The following is a 20,447-nucleotide window of genomic DNA, read 5'->3' on the forward strand; positions in this document are numbered from 1 at the left end:
CCGTCCGCCTCAGCGAAGACCATCGTCTCGATGGCCTTGGCGGCGTCCCAGGTGAGCGTCGGAGCGAGCACCTTGATCATGCGAACAGCTCCTCGTCGCCGGACGGCGGGGCGGGTGGCACGAAGATCTCGTCCGCTGTCAGGGCGGGTTCCGCCTCGTCCTCGACGGACGCCGGTGCCACCGCCTCCGGCGCGGTGACGTCGGCGAGGAACGTGTCGAGGTCCGCCTGTTGGCCGCCCGCGGCCAGGTACTCGTCACTGAACTGCTGGAGCGCGTCGGGCACCACCGCGTCCGGGTCAGGCGGAGCCGGTGGCGGCGAGCCGTCGGCGTTCGCAGCGGGTGCCGGGCCGGTCGCGGCCGCCCTTTGCGAACCGAAAGACACCGTCCGGTACTGCGTCGCGTTGGAGACCGCGACGTCCACGTCGATGACCGAGGCGAGCGCAGCGATGTTCATCGTCGCCCACTGCGGGTCGCTGAGGTCGGCGTTGCCGGCGGTCATGTCAGCAGCGGTGATCACGACGGGCTCGGTCGTGTCATCGTCGTCGCTGGACGTGATCACCGCGCTACGCACTGGAAGGGCGGTGGCGAAGGCCGTCTTGAAGACCGAGTACACCTCGCCGAAGAAGAACTCATCCTTCGTCGAGTCCAGCGTCGCGTTCGCGGCGCGGCTGTTGATCACCGAACCCGTCGCGATGTCCTTGATGAATTTCAGGTCCGCCTTGTGGGTGAAGGTGTCGCGGGCGGTCGGCCACTGCGCGGTCTGAGTCGCGTGGATCGACGTCGCGCCCCACAGCACGGACCAGGTCCGGGCGAGACGGTGCTGGACCTTGCCGTCCTTGAGCCGGAAGACCGCCACCCGGATCGGCGCCGACACCTCTCTCGGCCCACCGAACAGCTCGCCGAGCGAGGTCAGGAACGCCGTGTCGCGACCCACGTCGCAGCCGTAGAGCACGATCCGCGTCTTCGGGGTGACCGCGCCGCTGCCCGGGGGCTGCAGCGATCCCGCCGACTTCGCGCGCGCGTCGAGGACGGCGTTGCCGAGGGAGTCTCGCATCGTCACGCCGCCGGCGGCCTCATCGGTCTTGCGCAGCGGCATGTCCATCCCGCCCATACCGGTGGCGTGGCTGACGATGTTGATCGTGTCGAACACGGCCGATGGACTTGCTGCGGCGCGCCTGGTGAGCTCGTCGAAGACGCTCTCCAGGCTCAGTGCTCTCTTCCCCGAGGCCGGCCCGACCGCCGGGATCGATACGCCTCGCTGCAGGACGAATCGCTTCGCCAGCGCGTAGTACTTGTTGGACGAACCGGCCGGGTCGGTTCCGGCGAGGAACAGGATCTCGCTCACCACGCGCCTCCGGCCTCGATCGCGACGTCGAACTCCAGGCCACTGGAACCGGGGCCGCGTCCAGCTCTGACGCTGCGACCCGCCCAGACATGACGGCCACCGTCGGCGGAGCGGGCGAGGAACCAGCGTCTGGTCACCACCACGCCGTCGGGCGGCACCTCCTCCTCGTGCAGCGGCGCGCCGCGTAGCTCTCGCAGCACGCTCGAGCGCGGCTCGACGGTGTGGAGCTCACCGGCGGAGTCGGGTCTCGGCAGCACGGCCTCGACGAGCACGACCGCCCGCAGCGACCCCTCGTCGTGGACCGGCACGAACGGCACCCAGTGAGGGGGCACGTCGGTCATGAGCCGGTAGAGCAGCTCGGCGCCCTGCGGCCAGGGTTCGGCCGGGCCGAGGCCGGCGGTGTAGGCGGCGACGAGGTCCTGGGTGTCACCGGCGTCGTCGGTGACGATCTTCTCGAGGCCCCAGACCAGGTTCGCGTTCTCGTCGCGCACGAACGCGACCTCCTCGACGACCGGGCCGCTCAGGGCGCCGGGGGCTGTCGCCGGCAGCACGAGGCGTGCCCGATTCGTGCCTGGCCCGCTCGGGGTGAACACGGCCCAGCTGGACAGGTCGGCGGCCGCGATCAGCTGCTTCACGCCGAAGGTGTCCACCGCGACGAGATCGTCGACTGAGGCGATCGTCCCGGAGCTGACTGGCGTCGGGAAGACGAACCAGTCGTTGCCGTACACGGTGCTGAACTCCACCAGCGCGAGACGCGACAGGTCGTGGGTGGACGCGTCGACGCGCGCCAGGGACAGCCGCGCGTCCTCGAAGGCCCAGTAGCGGTTGTCCGGCATGCCTGGGAAGCGGATCGGTGTGGGGACGCGACGTACCAGCGGCGCATCCCCGGTCGACGCCAGCGCCGCCCCAGCCTCGGTGAGGTCGAGATCCGGCACGTCGATGGCGTCGCGGGTGTGTTCGGGCGCGCCCAGCACCAGCTGTCCGTCGCTCGCCAGACCGAACCGTCGCTCGAGGCGCTTCGGATCCCAGCTGGACGGCCCGAGCCCGAAGGTCGTGGCCGCCCACCGTGCGACGGCTCGCAGTGGCCCCTCCGCCGTGCTCCACTGGGCGTCGCTGAGGCCGAGCACGTGCGCGGCGCCCCCAGACGACGCGTTCGTGACCGCGAGCGTCGCGGCGAGCCCGTCGCAGAAGCGCTCGGACGCACGCGCGAGGAGCACGTCGTCGGTTCCGGAGACGTCCAGCGGCAACGCCGCGCGCAGCGCGTCGTTGACGTCGCCCGGCACGGCGGCAGCGACGCGACGACCCGCGTCGACGCGGTCCCGGAGACTGTGCGACGGCCCGGCCGACTCGCCGGCGACGACCGCCTCGAGCACGTCGGAGGCAGGGTCGTAGGGCACGATCTGGTCGCCGTCCGCGCTCCAGCCGTCGATCGGGTGGTCGACGATCCGGAAGTCGACGCGGATCGGGCTGCCGGCGTCCTCGCCCGCGAGCTCTCCGTACTGTCGCTGCCGCGCGAGCATCCACAGCGGGTCGGCGACGACGGCGGCGAGCGCCTGGCCGGGGTCGCCCTGCCGACTGATCGGCTCGACCCGGTGCATCGCGTACACGGTCATGACGGGGACTCCGTCCATCGCCAGCGGGCGGGCTCGACCGCGGTGGCGGCGACGATGTCGCGCCAAGACCTGGCGTCGTCCTCGTCGAAGTCGTAGATATAGACCGCCGGCAGCAGTCGCGGAATGCGTTTCGAGGCGTCGAGGTCGACGAGCCGACAGTCGGCGAGCTCCAGCGCCTCGTCCACCAGGCCGAACAGGGAGTTGCGGGTCCACTCCTCCGTCCCCGGTACGCCGAGGAGGATCGTGTTCGGGGCGCGCGAGTTCGGGGCTGGGAGGTTCGCGCTCACCGCGCCGGAGGCGACGCGATCCGGGACGACCTCGGACCAGGCGTCGAGCTCGATCCCGGTCACCGCGCCGTCGAGCGCGCCCGGCCCGATGGCGACGATGCTGGTCACCGGCGTGTCGCCGAGCGGGAGCGGCTGGACGTCGCCGACCCAGGACCGGGTGGCCGGCACGGTCTCGCGGTAGGGGAAGACCGGTTCCTGCGCGGCCACGAGGGGTAGCTCGGCGATGCCGGTGAGCTCGTCGAGCAGCGTCGCCTCGTCCAGCTCCCGAGCCGCGTCGCGCACCCGGGCGGAGTCCTGCACCCACCCGGCAAGGGCGGCACGATCCACCCCGAGGGCAGCCTGGTCGGCGGCGCTCGTCCGGATGGACTCCGGGACGGTGACGGTTGCTTCGAGCACCGGCGCTCCGCCGAACATCGCCGCCGCGGCAGCCACCGGGTCGGTCGCCGCGGCGGCGGCGTCCCGGCGTCGCGCGACCTCTGTGTCGGTCTGCGCGCCGGGCGGTGTGACGACCCCGAACAGCCGGGCGTTGGATGCGGTGAGCAGGGCGCGGACGGCCGATACCGCGGCGACGAGATCGTCCGCCGCGACCCGGGTCGAGGTCGCGCCCTGGAGGCCGAAGCTCGTCGGCGACAGGGGAGGCCTGCCCGCCAGCGCGCGGTGCCACGCGGCGGCCCGCCGGAGCAGCGTCAGCAAGTCGGGGTCGCGGAGCCCGTCCAGGCCGATTCCCGTCGCGACCCGGCCGTCCCCGCCGCCGTCCGCCGTCGTCGGCAGCCCCGAGGCGACGAGAGCGCTCGCGGTGAGCAGTGGAAACAGCTGCGCTCCCTGGCTATCGGCCGCGTCCGCGGCGAGGTCGAGTGCCGACAACCCGAGGGAGGCCAGCGGGACGGTGGCCAGCTCGTAGCCGTCCCGGTCGACGACGCGCACCGCGACGCCGTCCAGCGGCCCGAGGCGGTTTGCGACGAAGGAGTCGGTTCGCGGGGCGAGCACGGCGCGCGGCGTCGAGCTCGCGTAGCCGACAGGGCGCGGCTCGTGCCCCGGCATCAGGAGCATTCGCTGTTCGATTCCGGTGCCGGCCCGCGGAGTGGTGACGACGTCGTAGGCGTCCGGCGGCGGCGCGGCGCGGCCGATCACATCCGTCGCCGCGGCCGCACGCTCGAAGTTCGAGCCGCCGAGCTGGAACAACGCCTCACTGAGGTTCAGGTCGGCGAACGCGTCGAGCGCACCGATCGCCCCCGCCACCGCGTCGGCCAGCGCGGTGTTGGCTTCGTCCACCAGACCGGCCCGCTCGGGGCCCGGCACGGACGCGTAGGCGTCCGCGATCGCCGGGGCGAGCTTCGCAGCGACAGCGCCGGGGGTCGCCAGCTCCTCGTCGGCGAGCGTCCAGCCGTTCACGACGAGCCGTTCGTCAGCGAGGTTCTCGGCGGCGTTCTCCAGGGTCCGGATGCGCAGCGGGTACTGCCTGCGAAGCTCGAAGACCAACCAGTCGGCCTCGACACCGCGCGTCGTGAAGGCCTCGTGCAGCGACCGCTCGACGCGGTAGCCGAGCAGCGCTCCGAGCTGCTGCCCCTGCCGCATCCCCTGCGCCAGCCCGAGGGCGAGCCGGACGCGGTCCGAGTGGAGGTCCACCGCGAAGGGAGCGGTGCCGGCCCCCGCGCCGTGCTCGTTCCACACCGCGCGCAGCACCCCTGCGGTCGCCGCGTGCCGCACGGACGGCGCCAGCAGACAGCCGCGGTTGCGTGCGTCGGTGAACACTCCCTGACGGTCGGCTAGCTCCTCCAGTCCCTGCGCGCCGAAGCCGCTGACATGTCCCCACGCGCCGAGCTGGATCCCGGCCGGTTGTTGTGCGCGCAGTGCGGCCAGCCGTCGCGAGGCCAGCGAGGTGACCCAGGCGTCGTACCGGTGGGATGCGGAGTCGATCACCTGCCCGGCGACGAGGGCGCGCAACCCGACCGGGATCGCGTCCACCTCGGCGAGCGACGCGGAGAAGGCGCGGACGGCGTCCGCCGCGAGGTAGGTGCCGAGGTCGATGGGATGGGCGCCGAGATCGATGTCCGTGACGAGCTGGCCGACCCACTCCGCAACGGAACCGCTCGCACCGTTGTCGAGGTCCACCGTGGCGGCGAGCTTCTGGGTGGTCGTCATCGGCGAGCTGACGGCCACCTCGGTATTCGTGCTGACCGCTGCCTCGGCCAGCGTCGGGAGGGACACTCCCAGCGGCCTCGCGACTTGCACCTCGTCGAAGACGTGGGACGCGACCAGCTTGTCGTTCACGGCGTTCTCGACGACCTGCAGCGCAGCGTTGCGGAGCAACAGCCCGAGGACGCTGGTGGCGTCCTTGGGCCTGGGGTCGCGGATGTCGAAGGTCGTCTCCCCCTCCACCGAAATCGGCAGGCGGAGGGGCGCGGTCGCGTCGACGAAGTAGTTGCGCGCGGCCAGCGGGATCGCGTCGCCAGTGAGACCGATCTCTGCGACGAGGAGGACGTCTGCGGCGGTGTCCGTGACCCCACCGGGACCGATGATCCCGGACGCCGCAAGGGCGGTGTGCGAGTAGAGCGCGACAGCGCTGCGGATCCGGACCCGGCTCGACGCGGGTTCGAGGCCGAGGATGTCCAGGCCGTGCGGCGCGTCCGGGACTCCGGCCAGCCACAGCTCGCGGATGCGCGGGAGGAGACCGGTCAGCCAGGCGACGAACGCGTCGTCCTCCACCGCCTCGGCGCGGGGTGGCTGCACCGGCAGGATGCCGTAGGGCTGGCGACCCAGCCGGAGCACCGGTAGCGGGCCGCCGGGGCGCAGGTGCTCGGTGACGTGACGGTAGACCGCCGGCAGCTGGGCTGCCTTGAAGGCCGGCACGGCGAGCTGGCGCAGGTAGGGCCCCCAGGTCGCCTCGAACAGGGCGCGCTGCATCGCGCCCTGGCCGGAGACCGCGCGCGTCTCGGAACCGGGCAGCCCGGCGAGGGCATCCAGGGGAAGGCCCAGGGCCATGCCGAGGACCGCGGCGTCCGAGTGCTCGTCCGGGGCCGCCGACGACGCCGGGTCGAGCGCCGCCGCCGGCGGCCGGAAGTCGACGCCGGACGGGCTGTCGGACAGGTTGTTCGTCGGTGTCCCGGGTGCGATGATCCCCGCGCCGTGGCTGACCTGCTGGTCGGCGATCAGGTCGGCGAGCAGGGAAGCGGACTGCTCGGCCGTGAGCGAGACGGTGATGCCGACGACGGTGACGTCGACGATCTGCGTCGCCCCCTGGAGGTCGATGTCGAGCGCGAGCCCGACGTCCACGGCCGCCTGGAAGTCCGAGAGCCAGGCCAAGCCGCCCTGCAGCGTGCCGTCCCCGTCGAGCAGACCGGACGAGGTCGGTCCCCAGTCGATGCCGACCTCCACCTCGTCAGGGACGGGCTGGCCCTGGGCATGGAGCTCGCCCTGCTCGGTGCGGACCCGGGCCAGGAACAGGTCGGGCAGCGCACGGGCGACCGCCGGGCCGGCGGTCCCGGCGGGGCGGAGCTGCAGCTCAGGCGTCACGCCGTCGGCGCCGGGACGCGTCTGCTCCCGCACCCAGATCGCACGGTAGAGGCCGACCCGGGCGGTAAGGCGGTTCCAGGCCGATTCGGTCGCCTCATCGCCGCCGGCGGCGGCGTCGGACCAGTACGCCTTCCCTGCGGTGAGCTCGTTGTCGTCGAGGAGCGGCTCGTGGTCGTCGACGTGGACGTCGTCGGGGAAGATCCGCAGCTTCAGGTGCCCGTCGAGCAGGCGGGTCTCCAGGCGCACCGGGAGCAGTGCGATCGGCACCGACTCGTCGACGCCCTCGAGCGGAGCATCCGCGTCTGGAGCGCCGCCGCCCCCGACGAAGACGGGCGACTCCCTGACGCCGCCGGTGAAGCGATCGGACGCGGTGCGCAGGTCGGCGCGGGCCTTCGCGAGGCTGGTGACGGCGTCCTCGCGCGCGTCGGTCGTCCTCGCGATCGCGTCGGCGTCCCCGACGCGGCGGGCCTCGGCCAGCTGCCCGTCGAGGGCGGTCACGGCACTGCGCCGCGCGTCGAGTGCGGCGCGGGCTGCACCGAGGTGCGTGCGAAGCGCGGCGAAGTCGGTCACTCGTCCTCCTGCGGGGGCAGCAGGTCAGTCGCGGGGATGCCGCGGCGGAACGGGAACTGGAGGGTGATCCACGCCTGAGTAGCCGCGTCCGCGCCCCAGGCGAAGGACGAGCCACCGCCGGTCCCCTTGGGAAGGGACCTGCCGAAGCTCGTCGCGGTCAGGAAGGTGCCCCGGCCCAGCGTGGCCCCGGCCCAGGAGGCGTCGTTCCAGGTGTCGCCGGTCCAGGCGGGCCCGTCCGCGTCGTCCAGCCCGAACCGGGGCTCGGAGACGTGCTCGGAGAAGAAGAACCACCAGGCCGCGTCCGCATCGTCCTTCGCGGCGAGCACCACCGGCAGCGTCAGTGCGGTGAATCCTGCGACCAGGACGTCAGGCTCGAGCAGGCCGCGGAAGTCGGGGTCGACCGCAGGCTCGGCCATCCGCCGGGTGCCGTCCTGGAGCACCGTGTGCCCGGCCTGGATGATGAGGGAGGGGTAGCGATGGATCAGCTCGCCCTTGATCACAAGGACCAGCGGGTCGTCCCCGGCGTCGCCCGACACGGTCTGCAGGCCGGCCAGCGACAGGGTCGCGGCGCGGTGCAGCTCGTGCTTGAGGTCGTAGTGGTCGCTGACATCGGAGGTGAGCCTTCGCGACCAGAACTGGCGAGCGTAGGTGGCCCGCTGGTCGGTCGGGTACTCACGCCACAGCAAATCGCGCGCGAGCTCGTGGTTGACCCCGACGAGCAACGCGCTGATGAAGCTCCGGTTGGACGTGGCCAGTGTCGTGGTGTCGGGCGGTAGCTCGTCGAGCCCGGGCAGTAGCCAGTCGTGCGAGATCGCCGCGAGGTCGTCGAAGGTCGGCTCCGACAGGTCGGGCGCGGGCATGATGTCGTCGAAGGAGCCGGCCAGCGTGCCGGGCAGGGCGGCGATCCGGCTGTTCACCGCCGCGCGCAGGGTCGTCCGCGGGTCGAGGGCGCTGAGCACGGAGGCGCGCAGGCCGTCGAGCCCCCTGGCCAAGGGCTGCGGCCCGCCGCTGTCCGGCGGGCGGACGAACCGGTCGACGATGCCCTGGAGGGTGCCGACGAGCTCCGCGCGAACCGTCGACATGGCCCCCGCGCTGAGCCCGAGCGACTCGACGACCGTCGACGCCGGAGTGAAGGTGCCGGCGACGATCTGGTCGAACACCTGCTCGTCCAGCGTTGTCGTCGCCCGCCCGGTGGCGGTGAGGTCCTGCAGGGCACCGACGTCGATCACGACCCGGTCCCCCATCGTCCGCACGATCGAGGAGTTGTCGCGCAGCACGTCGATCGCGTCGCTTGCCGTGATCCCGTGCAGCTGCGGCAGATGGCTCGCCACCGGACCGTGGCCGCCGTGCGGCGCGACCGGGTCGGCGGGGGTTGCGGGGGTTGCGGGGTCGGTGACGGCCCGGCGGACGAGACTCGCCGGGAGCAGCCCGAAGCTGCTGGCGAGTAAGTCGGGGTCGAGCGTCGGACTGGCGAGGGCCGACGCGACCGTCGCCTCCTCCGGCAACGCGAACCCCTGGGTGCCGCCGATCGCGTCGAGCTTCGTCCCGGCCTCGGCCGGCGTCAGGGCGGACACGTCCAGTTCGGACACCAGGGCGCCGAGGACCTGCACCAGCCGCTCACCCGGCCAGATGGAACTGGGCGGGCTCGACTGCTCGATCCCGTCCAGCTGGACCGCGGTCGTGTACGGGTGGACGTCGGTCGAGCGCTCGCGCACGGCTGCGACGGACACCGCGCCGGACCACGCGGGCGGCGCGAACGCCCCCCGGGTACGCGTCTGCCGACGCAGCTCGACCGAGACCGCGGCGGCGGTCACGCTCGAGGTGGCCAGCGCGCCGCGCACCGTCTGGTCGGACGTCACGGCGGTCTTGGCGAGCACCGGCGCTGCGGTGGCCAGCAGCATCCCGGAGTCGAGCGTCGCTATCCACCTCGTGTAGAGCCTCAGGCTCGCCCCCAGCGACAGCTCGGCACGGCGGCGCAGCCGGTTCGCGGCCAGCACGTCCCCGACCTGCTTCCAGGCCGACTCGGCGTAGTGGTCCTGGTCCCGCCGGACGATCTCCGCCCCAAGCCCGGCCGCAACCCTCAGGCGCGGGTCGACATTGAGGTGGGCCAGCCAGGGAGGCGCCGCGCCCGCCCCGATCGCTCCGGCCGAGCCGACTGCGCCAGCCGCGAGCTGGCCGTAGACCGGCGGCCCGACACGTGGCGACTCGGCGTCCGGCCCGGTGACGAGCGCCAGGTCGTACCCGGCGTCGGCCAGGCGCGACAGGAGGGTCGTGGCGTAGTCGGCGCCCACGAGCGGACGGATCGGCTCGTCCTGCTCGGCCGGCGGACGCAGCGCGACGTGCATGACAAGGTCCGCTCCCGCCACTGCCGGGTCGTCGGGAACCGGTGACGGCAACCCGGCGAGAGGGTGGTCGATCCGCAGGCGCCGACGTCCCATCCCGTCCGGGAGCGGCATCCCGTGCAGCCGGCGGACGAGCGCCTCGAAGTCGCCGTTGTCGCCGGTGGAGAAGGTAAACGAGTGGTACACCGGCAGGACCACGGTGCCGCCACCGGGCGCCCACGCGTACGTGCGGGCGGTGCGGATCGCGTCCGCCTGGTCCGTCTCGCCGACACCCGCCAGACGCGCGCTTTCCAGGGTCGGCACGACACAGGCCAGCCAGTCGCGGTCCGGCGCCAGCCGGCGGGGGCTGATCAGCCGGGCGAGGGAACGTCCCGGGTCGTCGGGAACGACGTCGTCGCCGAGGAACTGCACGTGGCTCCACAGCCAGGACTCCGACGGGTCGGGCAGCTCGTCCGCGTCGACCGTGAGCCGCAGCCCGGTATCGGACTGCTGCATCGGCAGCTCCGCCGGGAGCGTGTCGGTGACGTCGACCACGACAAGGGCGAGCCACGGCTCGATACGGCCGTTCTGCGCGGGACGACTGAACAGCCACGGCACGTCCGGAGAGTCGAACTCGACCAGCGGAAGGTAGTTCGGTTCGACGCCGCGCGAGCCGTCCCTCGGCCAGCTGCGGACGACCTGGGTCGCCGGGATGCCGACGACGTCGGCGGCCGTGAGCATGTCGAGCGAGCCCTTCGCCTGCCCGTTGGAGCCGGGGACAGTGACGACCAAGTCAGCGATGCCGGAGTCGGTCGGCTGAAAGCCACGCGTCGCGTGGGTCGCATAGGTGTACCGGGCCAGGCTCAACGGTGCATCAGCTCCGCCTCGTAGTCGGCGAACACCGCGACGTCGGCGTCCCGCAGCACCGAGACACCCAGGACGTCCGACGCGGCGACGAAGGAGACACCGGCCGCAGGCCCGCTCTCCGATGGTGCGACGACGTAGGCCGAGTCCTGCAACCCGATGCCCAGCGGGGTTGGTTGGTGCAGCTGGGCGAGGTGGGCCGCACCGACGGCGCCCAGGTGGTTCCACTCGAAGACGGCTACGTCGATCGTGGTGAACAACCGCGGCCCTACCGGCACGGGGTCGCCGATCTCCTCCTCGTACACGACGTCGACCGAGATGGTCGGTCCCACCCGCCAGGCGAGGTCCTGCACCACGACCCCGGATGCCATGGCGACGAACGCTTCCTTGGACAGCCGCTCGTCGTCGCTGAGCTCGAAGTACTGCGCACGCGCGAAGCTCTCGGTCACGGGCGTGGAAGGCAGCCCGCCCGAGGCAACGGCCAGGCTGACCGGGTTGGGGCCGGTGACGGGGTTGGTGCCGAATCGCTCGAGGGTCACGTCGAGGGGGGCCACCGTCTGGCTCAGCCGCACCGCTCCGAGGGGGTGCAGCCCGGAGGCCCGGTCCCGGACACGCACGACCTCTGAACCTCGCGCGGGCGCGAGCGCCGTCCAGCCCGCCGCAGCGTCGCCCGCGTCCGCCGCGGCTTGGCCGGCGAGGCCCGCCAGGACCTTCGCGGCCACGTCGACCGCCGGACCCGCGGTGAGCGGTGCCGTGCTGTCCCCCCACTCGATGTCGAGCGTGCCGGACACCGAGAAGAACAGGATGTCGATGCTGACGTGCGCGCGGGCGTGCCAGTGGCCCGGTCCCTCGAGCAGCACGGTGACCGGCACGGAGAGGAGGTCGTCACCGTCATAGGTGAGGGCGAAGGCACCGGTGATCTCCGCGATGAAGGAGAAGCGCGGCTCCGTGTGGATGAGCACGTCGGCGGTGAGCGAACCACGCGCCCCGAACGGGCCGATCTTCGCGGTGACGTACAGGCCGCCGCCGAACTGCACCGTCGAGGCGGTCAGGGCGAAGTAGGCCTCCGCCCGGATCGACAGGATGGCCGAGGGCGCGAAGGAGACCGACAGTCGCTTCAGCTCCTTCTGCGGGCGGGCGCCGTCGTACCTCGGGTTGAAGCCGCCCGCGGAGAAGATGAAGCCCGGCGAGCCCGCCTGGAGCACGAGGTCGCCCTGGACCTCGAACATCGCGATGTGCGACTTGACCAGGGACGCCGCGAAGTACAGGTCCCCGGTGCTGAAGTCGACGACGCCGATGAAGTCCGCCCGGATGTCGATGATGGCGGCGTCGGGTGTGGGCAGGGCGACCCGCACCGCTCCGATGATGGCGCCGACGACGGGGTCGGGGAAGGTGAACACCAGACCGGCGGAGATGGTCACGAAGGGTGTGGGCCGCCCCCAGCCGAGCTGCAGGATCGGGCCGACGACGTACTGGCTGCGGCGGGCGGGGAAGGCGTTCTTGACGCTGGCGATGATCTCGGGTGCCCGGGCGGCCAGATCGTCCGGGAACATGATGTCCTCGAGCTTGCCGGCACGGACGAGATCGGTCAGTGCCGCCGCGTCGAGTGTGCGGTTGAAGCCGAAGACTCCGCCCACGCCGGTGAGCTGCAGCCCCATGAACAGCTCGATGCCGGGCTGGAACGACGCCGAGATGACGACGACGAACGAGATCGCGCCGTCAACGGTGCCGAAGATGCCGACCGCGCGAACGGTCAGGTGGACCGCTCCGAGCTTGAGTGCGAGCTCGAGCGCTCCCTCCGCACCGTCGTCGGTGAGGGCGAGGAAGCCACCGCCCCCGATCACCGGGGTGTCGATGGAGATGCCGATGCCGGTCGGCATCTTGAGGGAAGGCGAGGCGATGTCGAGCGGGCCGACGTTGCCGCCACCGTCGGAGCGAACGATGACCGGCACGTTCATCCCGAGACCCGCGATGCTCACCTTCAGGGGCCCGAGCGCGACGGCAACCGACCCGGCCGTGCCCAGCTCGACCCGTCCGGACGAGGTGGCGATCGTCGTGTTCAAGGCGGTGATCGACAGCCCGGGCAGGCGGACCGAACCTGGCCAGGTGACCGAGAAGCCGACCCCACCCTCGAAGTGCACGCCGTGCTCGTCCACCACGACCACGAAGGCCCCCTTCAACGTGATCCCGTCGGACGGCAGCACCAGGCCGAGCACTGGTCCGAGGGCGTCGGAGGACACGATGCCGTCCAGCGTCCCGAAGCCGCCGCGAACGCTCCAGACCCCCGAGCCTGAATCCAGGGTGGCCTCCAGAACCGGCTGCCCGAACTCGAGCCGCAGTCCACCCGGGTCGCCGAAGGCCCACGACGAGGTGGTCGGATCGATCCCCAACGTCACCTTCGGGGTGATGCCGAACGGCGTGACCGTCCCCCAGCCGGTGATCGCGACACCCACGTCCTGCGAGCCGTCGACGGTCAGCCTCGCGATGGAGCCCAGCTGCAGCGGCTTCGTGATCCCGGGAACCCGCGCGACGGCGGCGGCGAAGTCGGGCGGATCGGCGGATGTGCCGTACAGCTCGACCGTCAGCGGGAAGGGTTCGTCATAGGCGTCGGCGGCGAACCTCAGGACGATGCGCTGGAGCAGGACGGCGGCGTCCGGTACCGCGGCGGTGAGCTCGGCCGGCAACGGCTCGTCGACGACGGGGATCGTCACGATCGAGCTGGTGCGGACGCCGGTGAGGATGCCGGCGACGGAGATGTCGACGGTTCGGCGGAGAGTCTTGGCGCGGTCCCAGACGAAGGCGGTCGGGTCGTCGATGACCGACTGGACGAGCTCGACGATCGGCATGTCCGGCGCCGACAGTCCGACCCCGCGCAGGAGGGCCCAGACGGACGGGGTGAGGGCGCGGATCGCGTCGTCGAGCGCTGTGGCGACCAGGGTCTGCAGCAGCGCGCCGACGTCGCTGAGGACGGCCACCCCGCCGATCCGCGCGAGCTCGGCTGCGTCCGCCGTGCCGGGAGCCACCGGTGGCTGCGGCAGCGTGACGGTCTCGAGGGTGTCGATGAGGTCGCCGATGCCCTTCCAGGCCTGCGCGACCGGTCCGATCAGCTTCGCCGCGTCGGGATGTCCGGATTCGAGCTCGGTCACCGCGGACTCGATCGCCGAGCTGACGGCGGTGATGTCGCCCTGGCTGCCCTTGAAGGCGTTCGCCGCGGTGTCGGCCGCGTCCCCGGTGAAGCCGAAGCGCGCGACCAGCTCGTCGATGCGCGCCTCGTCGGCCAGCGAGTGGGTGACGGAGTCGATCGTTCGCGTCAGCAGCGCGCCGACCGCACCGTCCAGTCGCTGCGCGTCACCGGCCATGATCTGCCACCGCTGGACGGCTGCTCCCGAAATCCATCCGAAACGCTACTGCGGAAACGCGCGGGACCGCTAGGGCCGTGCCTTCACTGCCAGCATCGGGCATCGCGCGTCGAGCAGAACGTTGGAGGCTTCGCCTGGCAGCGGGCTGGGAGCTCGCCTCGTCGTGAGTTGGCCCCGATCGACCGTCTGGGTCAGGCCATGCTTCAGGTGGCGGAGGATGCGGGATTCGAACCCGCGAGGGCTTGCACCCAACCCGCTTTCCAAGCGAGCGCCATAGGCCACTAGGCGAATCCTCCGTCGAGGAGGTTACCCAAGCGCCGACCGGCCCACGAAATCGCTCGAAACCCCTCGGACGTCATACGTTCTGGCTGCTAGAACGACCAATTCGTATGACGTCCCCGGAGGTTCCGCCGCTTTGGCCGGCCGTCACCGGCTCGCCTAGACTCGCGGGCAACCCCCCATGCGGCGGCATCTCACCGAACTCCCCCAGGGCCGGAAGGCAGCAAGGGCAGGCGGGCTCTGCCGGGTGCGTGGGGGGCCTCCTCATGTCCCGGGTCCGCATGCGTTCGACAACGCCCGGGACGGGTCTAGCATCCGGTCGTGTCGTTCCTCGACCTGGCGATCGTGTGCACGGTCGCGCTGGCCGGTCCGATCCTCGCCACGCCGAGGCGCTGGCGGCTGCCGGTGGTGCTCGGCGAGCTGGTGGCCGGCGTGGTTCTCGGGGCGACCGGGTTCGGCGTGCTGGACGCGAGCGACCCGACGTTCTCCTTCTTGGGCAGCTGCGGTTTCGTGCTGGTGATGTTCGTGGCCGGCACGCACGTGCCGGTGCGCGACCCGCGGCTGCGGACGGCTCTGCGCACGGGCGCCACCCGCGCCGTCCTCGTGGGCCTGGTCGCCGTGGCTCTCGGGTACGGCGTCGCGCAGCTGGTGGACACCTCCCACGCCCTGCTGTACGCCGTACTGATGGCGTCGTCGTCGGCGGCGATCGTGCTTCCGACGGTCGACTCCCTCCGCCTCGACGGACCCGACCTCGTCGACCTTCTCCCGCAGGTCGCCATCGCCGACTCGCTGTGCATCGTGCTGCTGCCGCTGGTCATCGACCCCGACCACGTGGGCCGCGCGGCGGTCGGTGCCGTGGCCGTGATCGCCGCCGGTGTGGCCCTGTTCGTGCTGCTGCGCTGGGTCGAGCAGAGCGGCTGGCGTACCCGGGTGCACGACGTGTCGGAGGACCGTCAGTTCGCGGTCGAGCTGAGGGTCAGCCTGGCGGTGGTGTTCGCGATGGCCGCGCTCGCCGTCAGCGTCCACGTCTCCCTGATGCTGGCCGGCTTCGTCTCCGGGCTCGCCGTCGCGGCCGTCGGCGAACCGCGACGCGTGGCCAAGCAGCTGTTCGCGGTGACAGAGGGCTTCTTCGGGCCGCTCTTCTTCGTCTGGCTCGGGGCGACGCTCCAGCTGCGCGACCTGGTCGACCATCCCTCGATGATCGTGCTCGGGGCCTGCCTGGGCGCGGGGGCCGCCGTGGCTCACCTGGCCAGCCTCACCCTCCGCCAGCCCGCGGCGTACGCCATGCTCGCCACCGCCCAGCTCGGAGTCCCGGTGGCCGCCGCAACCGTCGGCCGGCAACTCGACGTGCTCGCACCCGGTGAGGGTGCCGCCCTCGTGCTCGGCGCCCTGGTGGCCCTCGCGGTCACCGTCGCCGGCGGCTCCCTCGCGGCCCGCCGCCGTACGCCGGAGCCGGCCGATGCCTGACCTCAGGGCCCTGACCGCCGACTACGAGCACTGGCTCGGCGACCGGATCCCGCTCGACCGCGACGAGCTCCGCCGCAAGCACGAGGAGCTGGCCCACGACGAGTACCGGTTCCTCCGCGGCACCTACTACCTCTGGCTCATCCGCGCGGCCGCCGAGGTCCCGGACGCCTTCGGCCGGGCCGCCGTGCCGCTCGTCGGCGACCTCCATGTGGAGAACTACGGCACGTGGCGCGACCACGACCAGGTCCGTCGTTGGGGCGTGAACGACCTCGACGAGCTCGCCCGCGGCTCCTGGCTGCTCGACCTCGTCCGCCTGGCGACGTCCGCGGTGCTCGCGCCCCACCTCGCCCTGAGCGAGCACGAGGTGTGCGACAGCGTGCTCACGTCCTGGTACGCCGCGGCGCCGGGCGCGGCCGCCGACCTCCGCGACGCGCCCCATCTGGCGACACTGGTGCCGGAGCTCGCCGACACCCACTCCTTCTACTCCGCGCTCACGCGGGGGCAGGAGGCGCACGACGTCCCGGCGGCCGTGGTCGCCGCAGCGGAGCGGGTGGCCGAGGCCGGCTGGCGACCGACCTGGCACGTGCACGAGGCAGGCACCGGGTCCCTCGGCCACCGTCGCCGGGTCGGCGTCGGTCACGCCGCCGACGGCTCGTGGCACGCCCGGGAGGCCAAGGAGCTCGGCCCGCCCGCCTGCGTCTGGGCCGCCGGGCGGGGGTTGTCGGTGCGGGTCCCGCGCCGCGACGACACGGCGTACGACGCGGTGGTGGCTGCCCTGCGTGGTCCGGCCGGTGCCGCCCGTGTCGACGACTGGCAGGTCCGCGACCTGGCTCCCGACGTCGTCCGGATCCGACCCGAGGGACTCCACCATCACGACTCCCGGCGGCTGCTGGAGTCCATGGCCGCAGCGGCGGCCGACGTGCACGGCACCGATCCCGTCTCGCTGAGGGAGGCTCGGGCCGAGACCGTCTCGGAGCACGACTTCCGGGACCTGGTCGCAACGATGGGGGCGGCGGTCCGGGCCGATTTCCACGCGCAGGCCTGACCCGTCCGGACCGGTGTCCGGTTGTCGGCGTGGCTGGTTAGGGTTCAGGAGTGGAGTCACCGCTCGCGCTCTATCGGCGCTACCGGCCTGAGACCTTTGCCGAGGTCATCGGGCAGGACCACGTGACCGAGCCGTTGCGCGCCGCCCTCGCTGGCAACCGGGTCAACCACGCCTACCTCTTCTCCGGCCCGCGCGGCTGCGGCAAGACGACGTCCGCGCGCATCCTGGCCCGCTCCTTGAACTGCGAGCAGGCGCCGGTCGCCGACCCGTGCGGCGAGTGCGATTCATGCCGCGACCTGGGCCGTGGCGGTCCGGGGTCGATCGACGTGATCGAGATCGATGCGGCGTCCCACGGCGGCGTCGACGACGCCCGCGACCTGAGGGAGAAGGCGTTCTTCGCGCCGGTGCGGAGCCACTACAAGGTCTACATCATCGACGAGGCCCACATGGTCAGCACGCAGGGCTTCAACGCCCTGCTCAAGCTGGTCGAGGAGCCGCCACCCCATCTGCGCTTCATCTTCGCGACCACCGAGCCGGAGAAGGTCATCCCGACCATCCGGTCGCGCACGCACCACTACCCGTTCCGGCTGATCCCGCCGCGGCTGCTCACGGCGTACCTCTCCGACCTCTGCGAGCGCGAGCAGGTCACCATCGAGCCGGCCGCGCTGCCGCTTCTGGTCCGCGCCGGCGGCGGCTCCGCCCGTGACACGCTGTCGGTACTCGACCAGCTGATGGGCGGTGCCGGGCCCGAAGGCATCACCTACGCCCTGGCCTCGGGTCTCCTCGGCTACACGCCTGACACCTTGCTCGACGAGGTCGTCGACGCGTTCGCGGCCGGAGACGGCTCGGCGGTGTTCGGTGTGGTCGACAAGGTGATCGAGACCGGTCAGGATCCGCGACGGTTCACCGAAGACCTGCTGCGCCGTCTCCGAGACCTGGTGATCGTCTCCGCCGTCCCCGACGCCCCGGCCACCGGGCTCATCGACATCGCCGAGGACGCCGCCGAGCGCCTGGTGGCCCAAGCCGCGCGCTTCGGCCCCGCCGACCTGTCCCGCGCGGCCGACCTGGTCGCCACCGGACTCACCGAGATGCGTGGCGCCACCGCGCCGCGGCTCCTCCTCGAGCTGATCTGCGCCCGCGTGCTGCTGCCCGGCGCCGACCACTCGACCGACGGTGTGATGGCGCGCCTGGACCGTCTGGAGCGCCGGATGACGATCAGCGGCGGCGACCCGTCTGCCGCCTGGATCGCGGCCACCGAGCCGGAGTCGGTGAAGCCGGACCCCCACATCGTCGAGCCGACCGTGATCGAGCCGGTCCGGCCGCCGACCGCGCAGACCACTCCGGAGCCCGCGCCGGAGCCCGCCCCGACACGCGAGGCGACGCCGGAGCCGGTGCCCGAGCCGGCACCGGAGCCCACCCCGACTCCCGAGACCGCGGCGACCGAGCCCGAGACCCCGCTTGCGCCCGGGCCGGGCCCCACGACGACGACCGCCGGCTCCACGCTGACCCTCGTCGACGTACGCCGCCTCTGGCCCGACATCGTCGAGGCCACGAAGCAACGCCGCCGACTCACCTGGATCTACCTCACCCAGCAGGCGCAAGTGATCGCCGTCGACGACACGACCCTGACCCTCGGCTTCGCCAACGCCGGCGCCCGCGACTCGTTCGACAGCGGCGGCAGCGCAGAGATCGTCCGCCAGGCCGCGATCGACGTCGTCGGCCATGACTGGCGGGTCGAGACGATCGTCGATCCCGGTGCCGACCCGGAGGCGGCCACACCGCCGCCGAGCCGGCCCGCGGAGCCCGTCGCCCAGCCGAGTGGCCCGCAGCCGGACACGCCGTCCACGCCGGAGCCGGCCGCGAGCGAGACTCCCGATCCCCGTCCGGCCGACGAGCGCGCCAAGCCGGTCGAGGCCGACGGCGGCGCCCGGCCCGACGACACCGATGACGAGTCCTCGGGGCGCGACGGCGCTCAGCTGCTCCAGGAGGCGCTCGGTGCGCAGGTCATCGAAGAGATCCCCCACCAGTGACACCGCTCGTGACGACCCAGAGAGACGACCCAGAGAGACGACAGGTGAACCCATGACCGACAACCCCTTCGAGGGCCTCGGCGGCGAGGGGGGCTTCGACCTCCAGGGGCTCCTCCAGCAGGCCCAGCAGATGCAGGAGCAGCTCGAGAGCGCCCAGGAGCGGCTGGCCGACGCCCGGGTCGACGGCACGGCCGGCGGCGGCGCGGTCACGGTCACCGTGAACGGCATCGGCGAGCTCCAGTCGGTCACCGTCAAGCCCGGCACGTTCGACGGCTCGAGCGACGACGACCTGAGCGACCTCGGCGACCTGGTGGTCGCGGCGTACCGCGACGCCAAGGCGCAAGCAGACACCCTCGCCAGCAGCGCCCTCGGACCCCTCTCGGGCGGCATGCCGGGGCTCGGTGGTCCCAGTCCCGACGCCGGCCCCGGCGCCCTCGGGAGCTCCTTGGGAGACGCGACCTAACTTGTACGAAGGAATCGTCCAGGACCTGATCGACGAGCTCGGCCGCCTGCCGGGCGTGGGTCCCAAGGGAGCGCAGCGCATCGCGTTCCACCTGCTCCAGGCCGAGCCGGCCGACGTACGCCGCCTGGCCGAGGTGCTGCTCGAGGTCAAGGCGCGGGTGAGGTTCTGCTCGATCTGCTTCAACGTCTCGGAGGACGAACAGTGCCGCATCTGCCGTGACCCACGGCGCGACCAGACCGTGCTGTGCGTCGTGGAGGAATACAAGGACGTCGTCGCGATCGAGCGGACCAAGGAGTTTCGCGGTCGCTACCACGTGCTCGGCGGGGCGATCTCGCCGATCGACGGCATCGGCCCCGAGCAGCTCCACATCCGCGAGCTGATGACCCGGCTCGCCGACGGCGCGATCACCGAGGTGATCCTCGCGACCGACCCCAACCTCGAGGGCGAGGCGACCGCGACGTACCTCACCCGTATGCTCAAGCCGTTGGAGATACGCATCACCCGCCTGGCGAGCGGGCTTCCGGTTGGCGGTGACCTGGAGTACGCCGATGAGGTCACCCTCGGGCGGGCATTCGCGGGGAGGCGATCAGCAGAATGACGGAGCGGACCACCGAGGAGATCAGCGCGCAGGTGCTGGCTGCCGGGGCGTCGTTGCCCGAGGTCGGCCCGCAGGACGAGTTCGCGGTACAGATCGCCGACCAGATCGAGAGCTTCCTGATCGCGCTGAAGGCCGTCGCCGCCGAGGGCAACCCCGGCACCGGCATCTCGATGCTGCTCCTCGAGATCAGCCAGCTGCTGCTGGCCGGCGCGCGCCTCGGCGCCCAGATCGACTTCACGCCGACCACCGACTACCAGCCCGACGTCGGGCCCGACGCCGACCTCGACGAGCTGCGACTGCGGCTGGCCGAGCTCTTCGGCGGCGTCGACACCTACAGCTTCGTCTTCGACCCCTACGACCCGGAGCAGGTCGAGAGCCAGCTCTCCGACGACCTGACCCAGGTCGCGGCCGACCTGGAGAACGGCCTACGCCACTTCAACCTCGGCAACACCGCGGAGGCCCTGTGGTGGTGGCAGTTCTCCTACGTCTCGTCCTGGGGGAACCTCGCCGGGGCGCTGCTCAACGCCCTGCTCTCGATCGTGGCCCACGACCGGCTCGACGTGGAGTACACCGGTGAGCTCGACCGGGTCGCGGCCGCCAACGAGATGCTCGAGGGCTCCCCGGACCCCGGCGCCTGACCGGCCCTGCCCGGTTACCGCCCAGACCCGGCTGAGATGGACGCCGGGACGACGA

11 protein-coding genes, 1 tRNA gene and 1 other RNA gene are annotated in these 20,447 nt (G+C 72.2%); 7 read left to right on the top strand and 6 right to left on the bottom strand.

Annotated features, from left to right (window positions below; genetic code table 11):
• Positions 1-76: 76 nt before the first annotated feature.
• The 6 genes from VGJ24_RS12870 to VGJ24_RS12895 all read right to left on the bottom strand — a co-directional run bounded on the left by VGJ24_RS12870 (position 77) and on the right by VGJ24_RS12895 (position 14,168).
• Positions 77-1,345, bottom strand: a complete 1,269-nt coding sequence (locus VGJ24_RS12870; protein WP_331501028.1) for a hypothetical protein — start codon at positions 1,343-1,345, stop codon at positions 77-79.
• On the bottom strand, positions 1,342-2,958 hold the full coding sequence (locus tag VGJ24_RS12875) for a hypothetical protein (RefSeq protein ID WP_331501029.1): 1,617 nt from the start codon (positions 2,956-2,958) through the stop codon (positions 1,342-1,344). Before VGJ24_RS12875 ends, VGJ24_RS12870 begins: the two co-directional genes overlap by 4 nt.
• On the bottom strand, positions 2,955-7,328 hold the full coding sequence (locus VGJ24_RS12880) for a hypothetical protein (protein WP_331501030.1): 4,374 nt from the start codon (positions 7,326-7,328) through the stop codon (positions 2,955-2,957). Before VGJ24_RS12880 ends, VGJ24_RS12875 begins: the two co-directional genes overlap by 4 nt.
• Complete coding sequence (locus VGJ24_RS12885) at positions 7,325-10,516, bottom strand: hypothetical protein (RefSeq protein ID WP_331501031.1); 3,192 nt, start codon at positions 10,514-10,516, stop codon at positions 7,325-7,327. Before VGJ24_RS12885 ends, VGJ24_RS12880 begins: the two co-directional genes overlap by 4 nt.
• The gene (locus VGJ24_RS12890; protein WP_331501032.1) at positions 10,513-13,872 is read right to left on the bottom strand and encodes a DUF6603 domain-containing protein; all 3,360 of its coding nucleotides are present in this window, start codon (positions 13,870-13,872) and stop codon (positions 10,513-10,515) included. The genes VGJ24_RS12885 and VGJ24_RS12890 overlap by 4 nt, the downstream gene beginning before the upstream one ends.
• A gap of 208 nt (positions 13,873-14,080) precedes the next feature.
• A tRNA-Ser gene (locus tag VGJ24_RS12895) sits at positions 14,081-14,168 on the bottom strand.
• A gap of 155 nt (positions 14,169-14,323) precedes the next feature.
• On the opposite strand from VGJ24_RS12895, the gene ffs reads away from it, so the two are divergent.
• The 7 genes from ffs (at position 14,324) to VGJ24_RS12930 (ending at position 20,392) form a co-directional block, all read left to right on the top strand.
• Positions 14,324-14,416: signal recognition particle sRNA small type (ffs, locus tag VGJ24_RS12900), an RNA gene on the top strand.
• A gap of 56 nt (positions 14,417-14,472) precedes the next feature.
• Positions 14,473-15,618, top strand: coding sequence for a cation:proton antiporter (locus VGJ24_RS12905; protein WP_331501033.1), 1,146 nt, complete (start codon positions 14,473-14,475; stop codon positions 15,616-15,618).
• Positions 15,611-16,663 (top strand): DUF2252 family protein, encoded by a 1,053-nt coding sequence (locus tag VGJ24_RS12910; RefSeq protein WP_331501034.1) that lies wholly within the window; start codon positions 15,611-15,613, stop codon positions 16,661-16,663. Before VGJ24_RS12905 ends, VGJ24_RS12910 begins: the two co-directional genes overlap by 8 nt.
• 50 nt (positions 16,664-16,713) lie before the next feature.
• On the top strand, positions 16,714-18,693 hold the full coding sequence (locus tag VGJ24_RS12915; RefSeq protein WP_331501035.1) for a DNA polymerase III subunit gamma and tau: 1,980 nt from the start codon (positions 16,714-16,716) through the stop codon (positions 18,691-18,693).
• A gap of 52 nt (positions 18,694-18,745) precedes the next feature.
• Positions 18,746-19,156, top strand: coding sequence for a YbaB/EbfC family nucleoid-associated protein (locus VGJ24_RS12920; protein ID WP_331501036.1), 411 nt, complete (start codon positions 18,746-18,748; stop codon positions 19,154-19,156).
• A 1-nt stretch (position 19,157) separates the two neighbouring features.
• A complete protein-coding gene (gene recR / locus VGJ24_RS12925; protein ID WP_331501037.1) occupies positions 19,158-19,754 on the top strand; it encodes a recombination mediator RecR in 597 nt (198 codons plus the stop codon).
• Complete coding sequence (locus VGJ24_RS12930) at positions 19,751-20,392, top strand: DUF5063 domain-containing protein (protein ID WP_331501038.1); 642 nt, start codon at positions 19,751-19,753, stop codon at positions 20,390-20,392. Before recR ends, VGJ24_RS12930 begins: the two co-directional genes overlap by 4 nt.
• Positions 20,393-20,447: the final 55 nt, after the last annotated feature.

Source organism: Nocardioides sp. (genome assembly GCF_036493135.1).
GTDB lineage: Bacteria > Actinomycetota > Actinomycetes > Propionibacteriales > Nocardioidaceae > Nocardioides.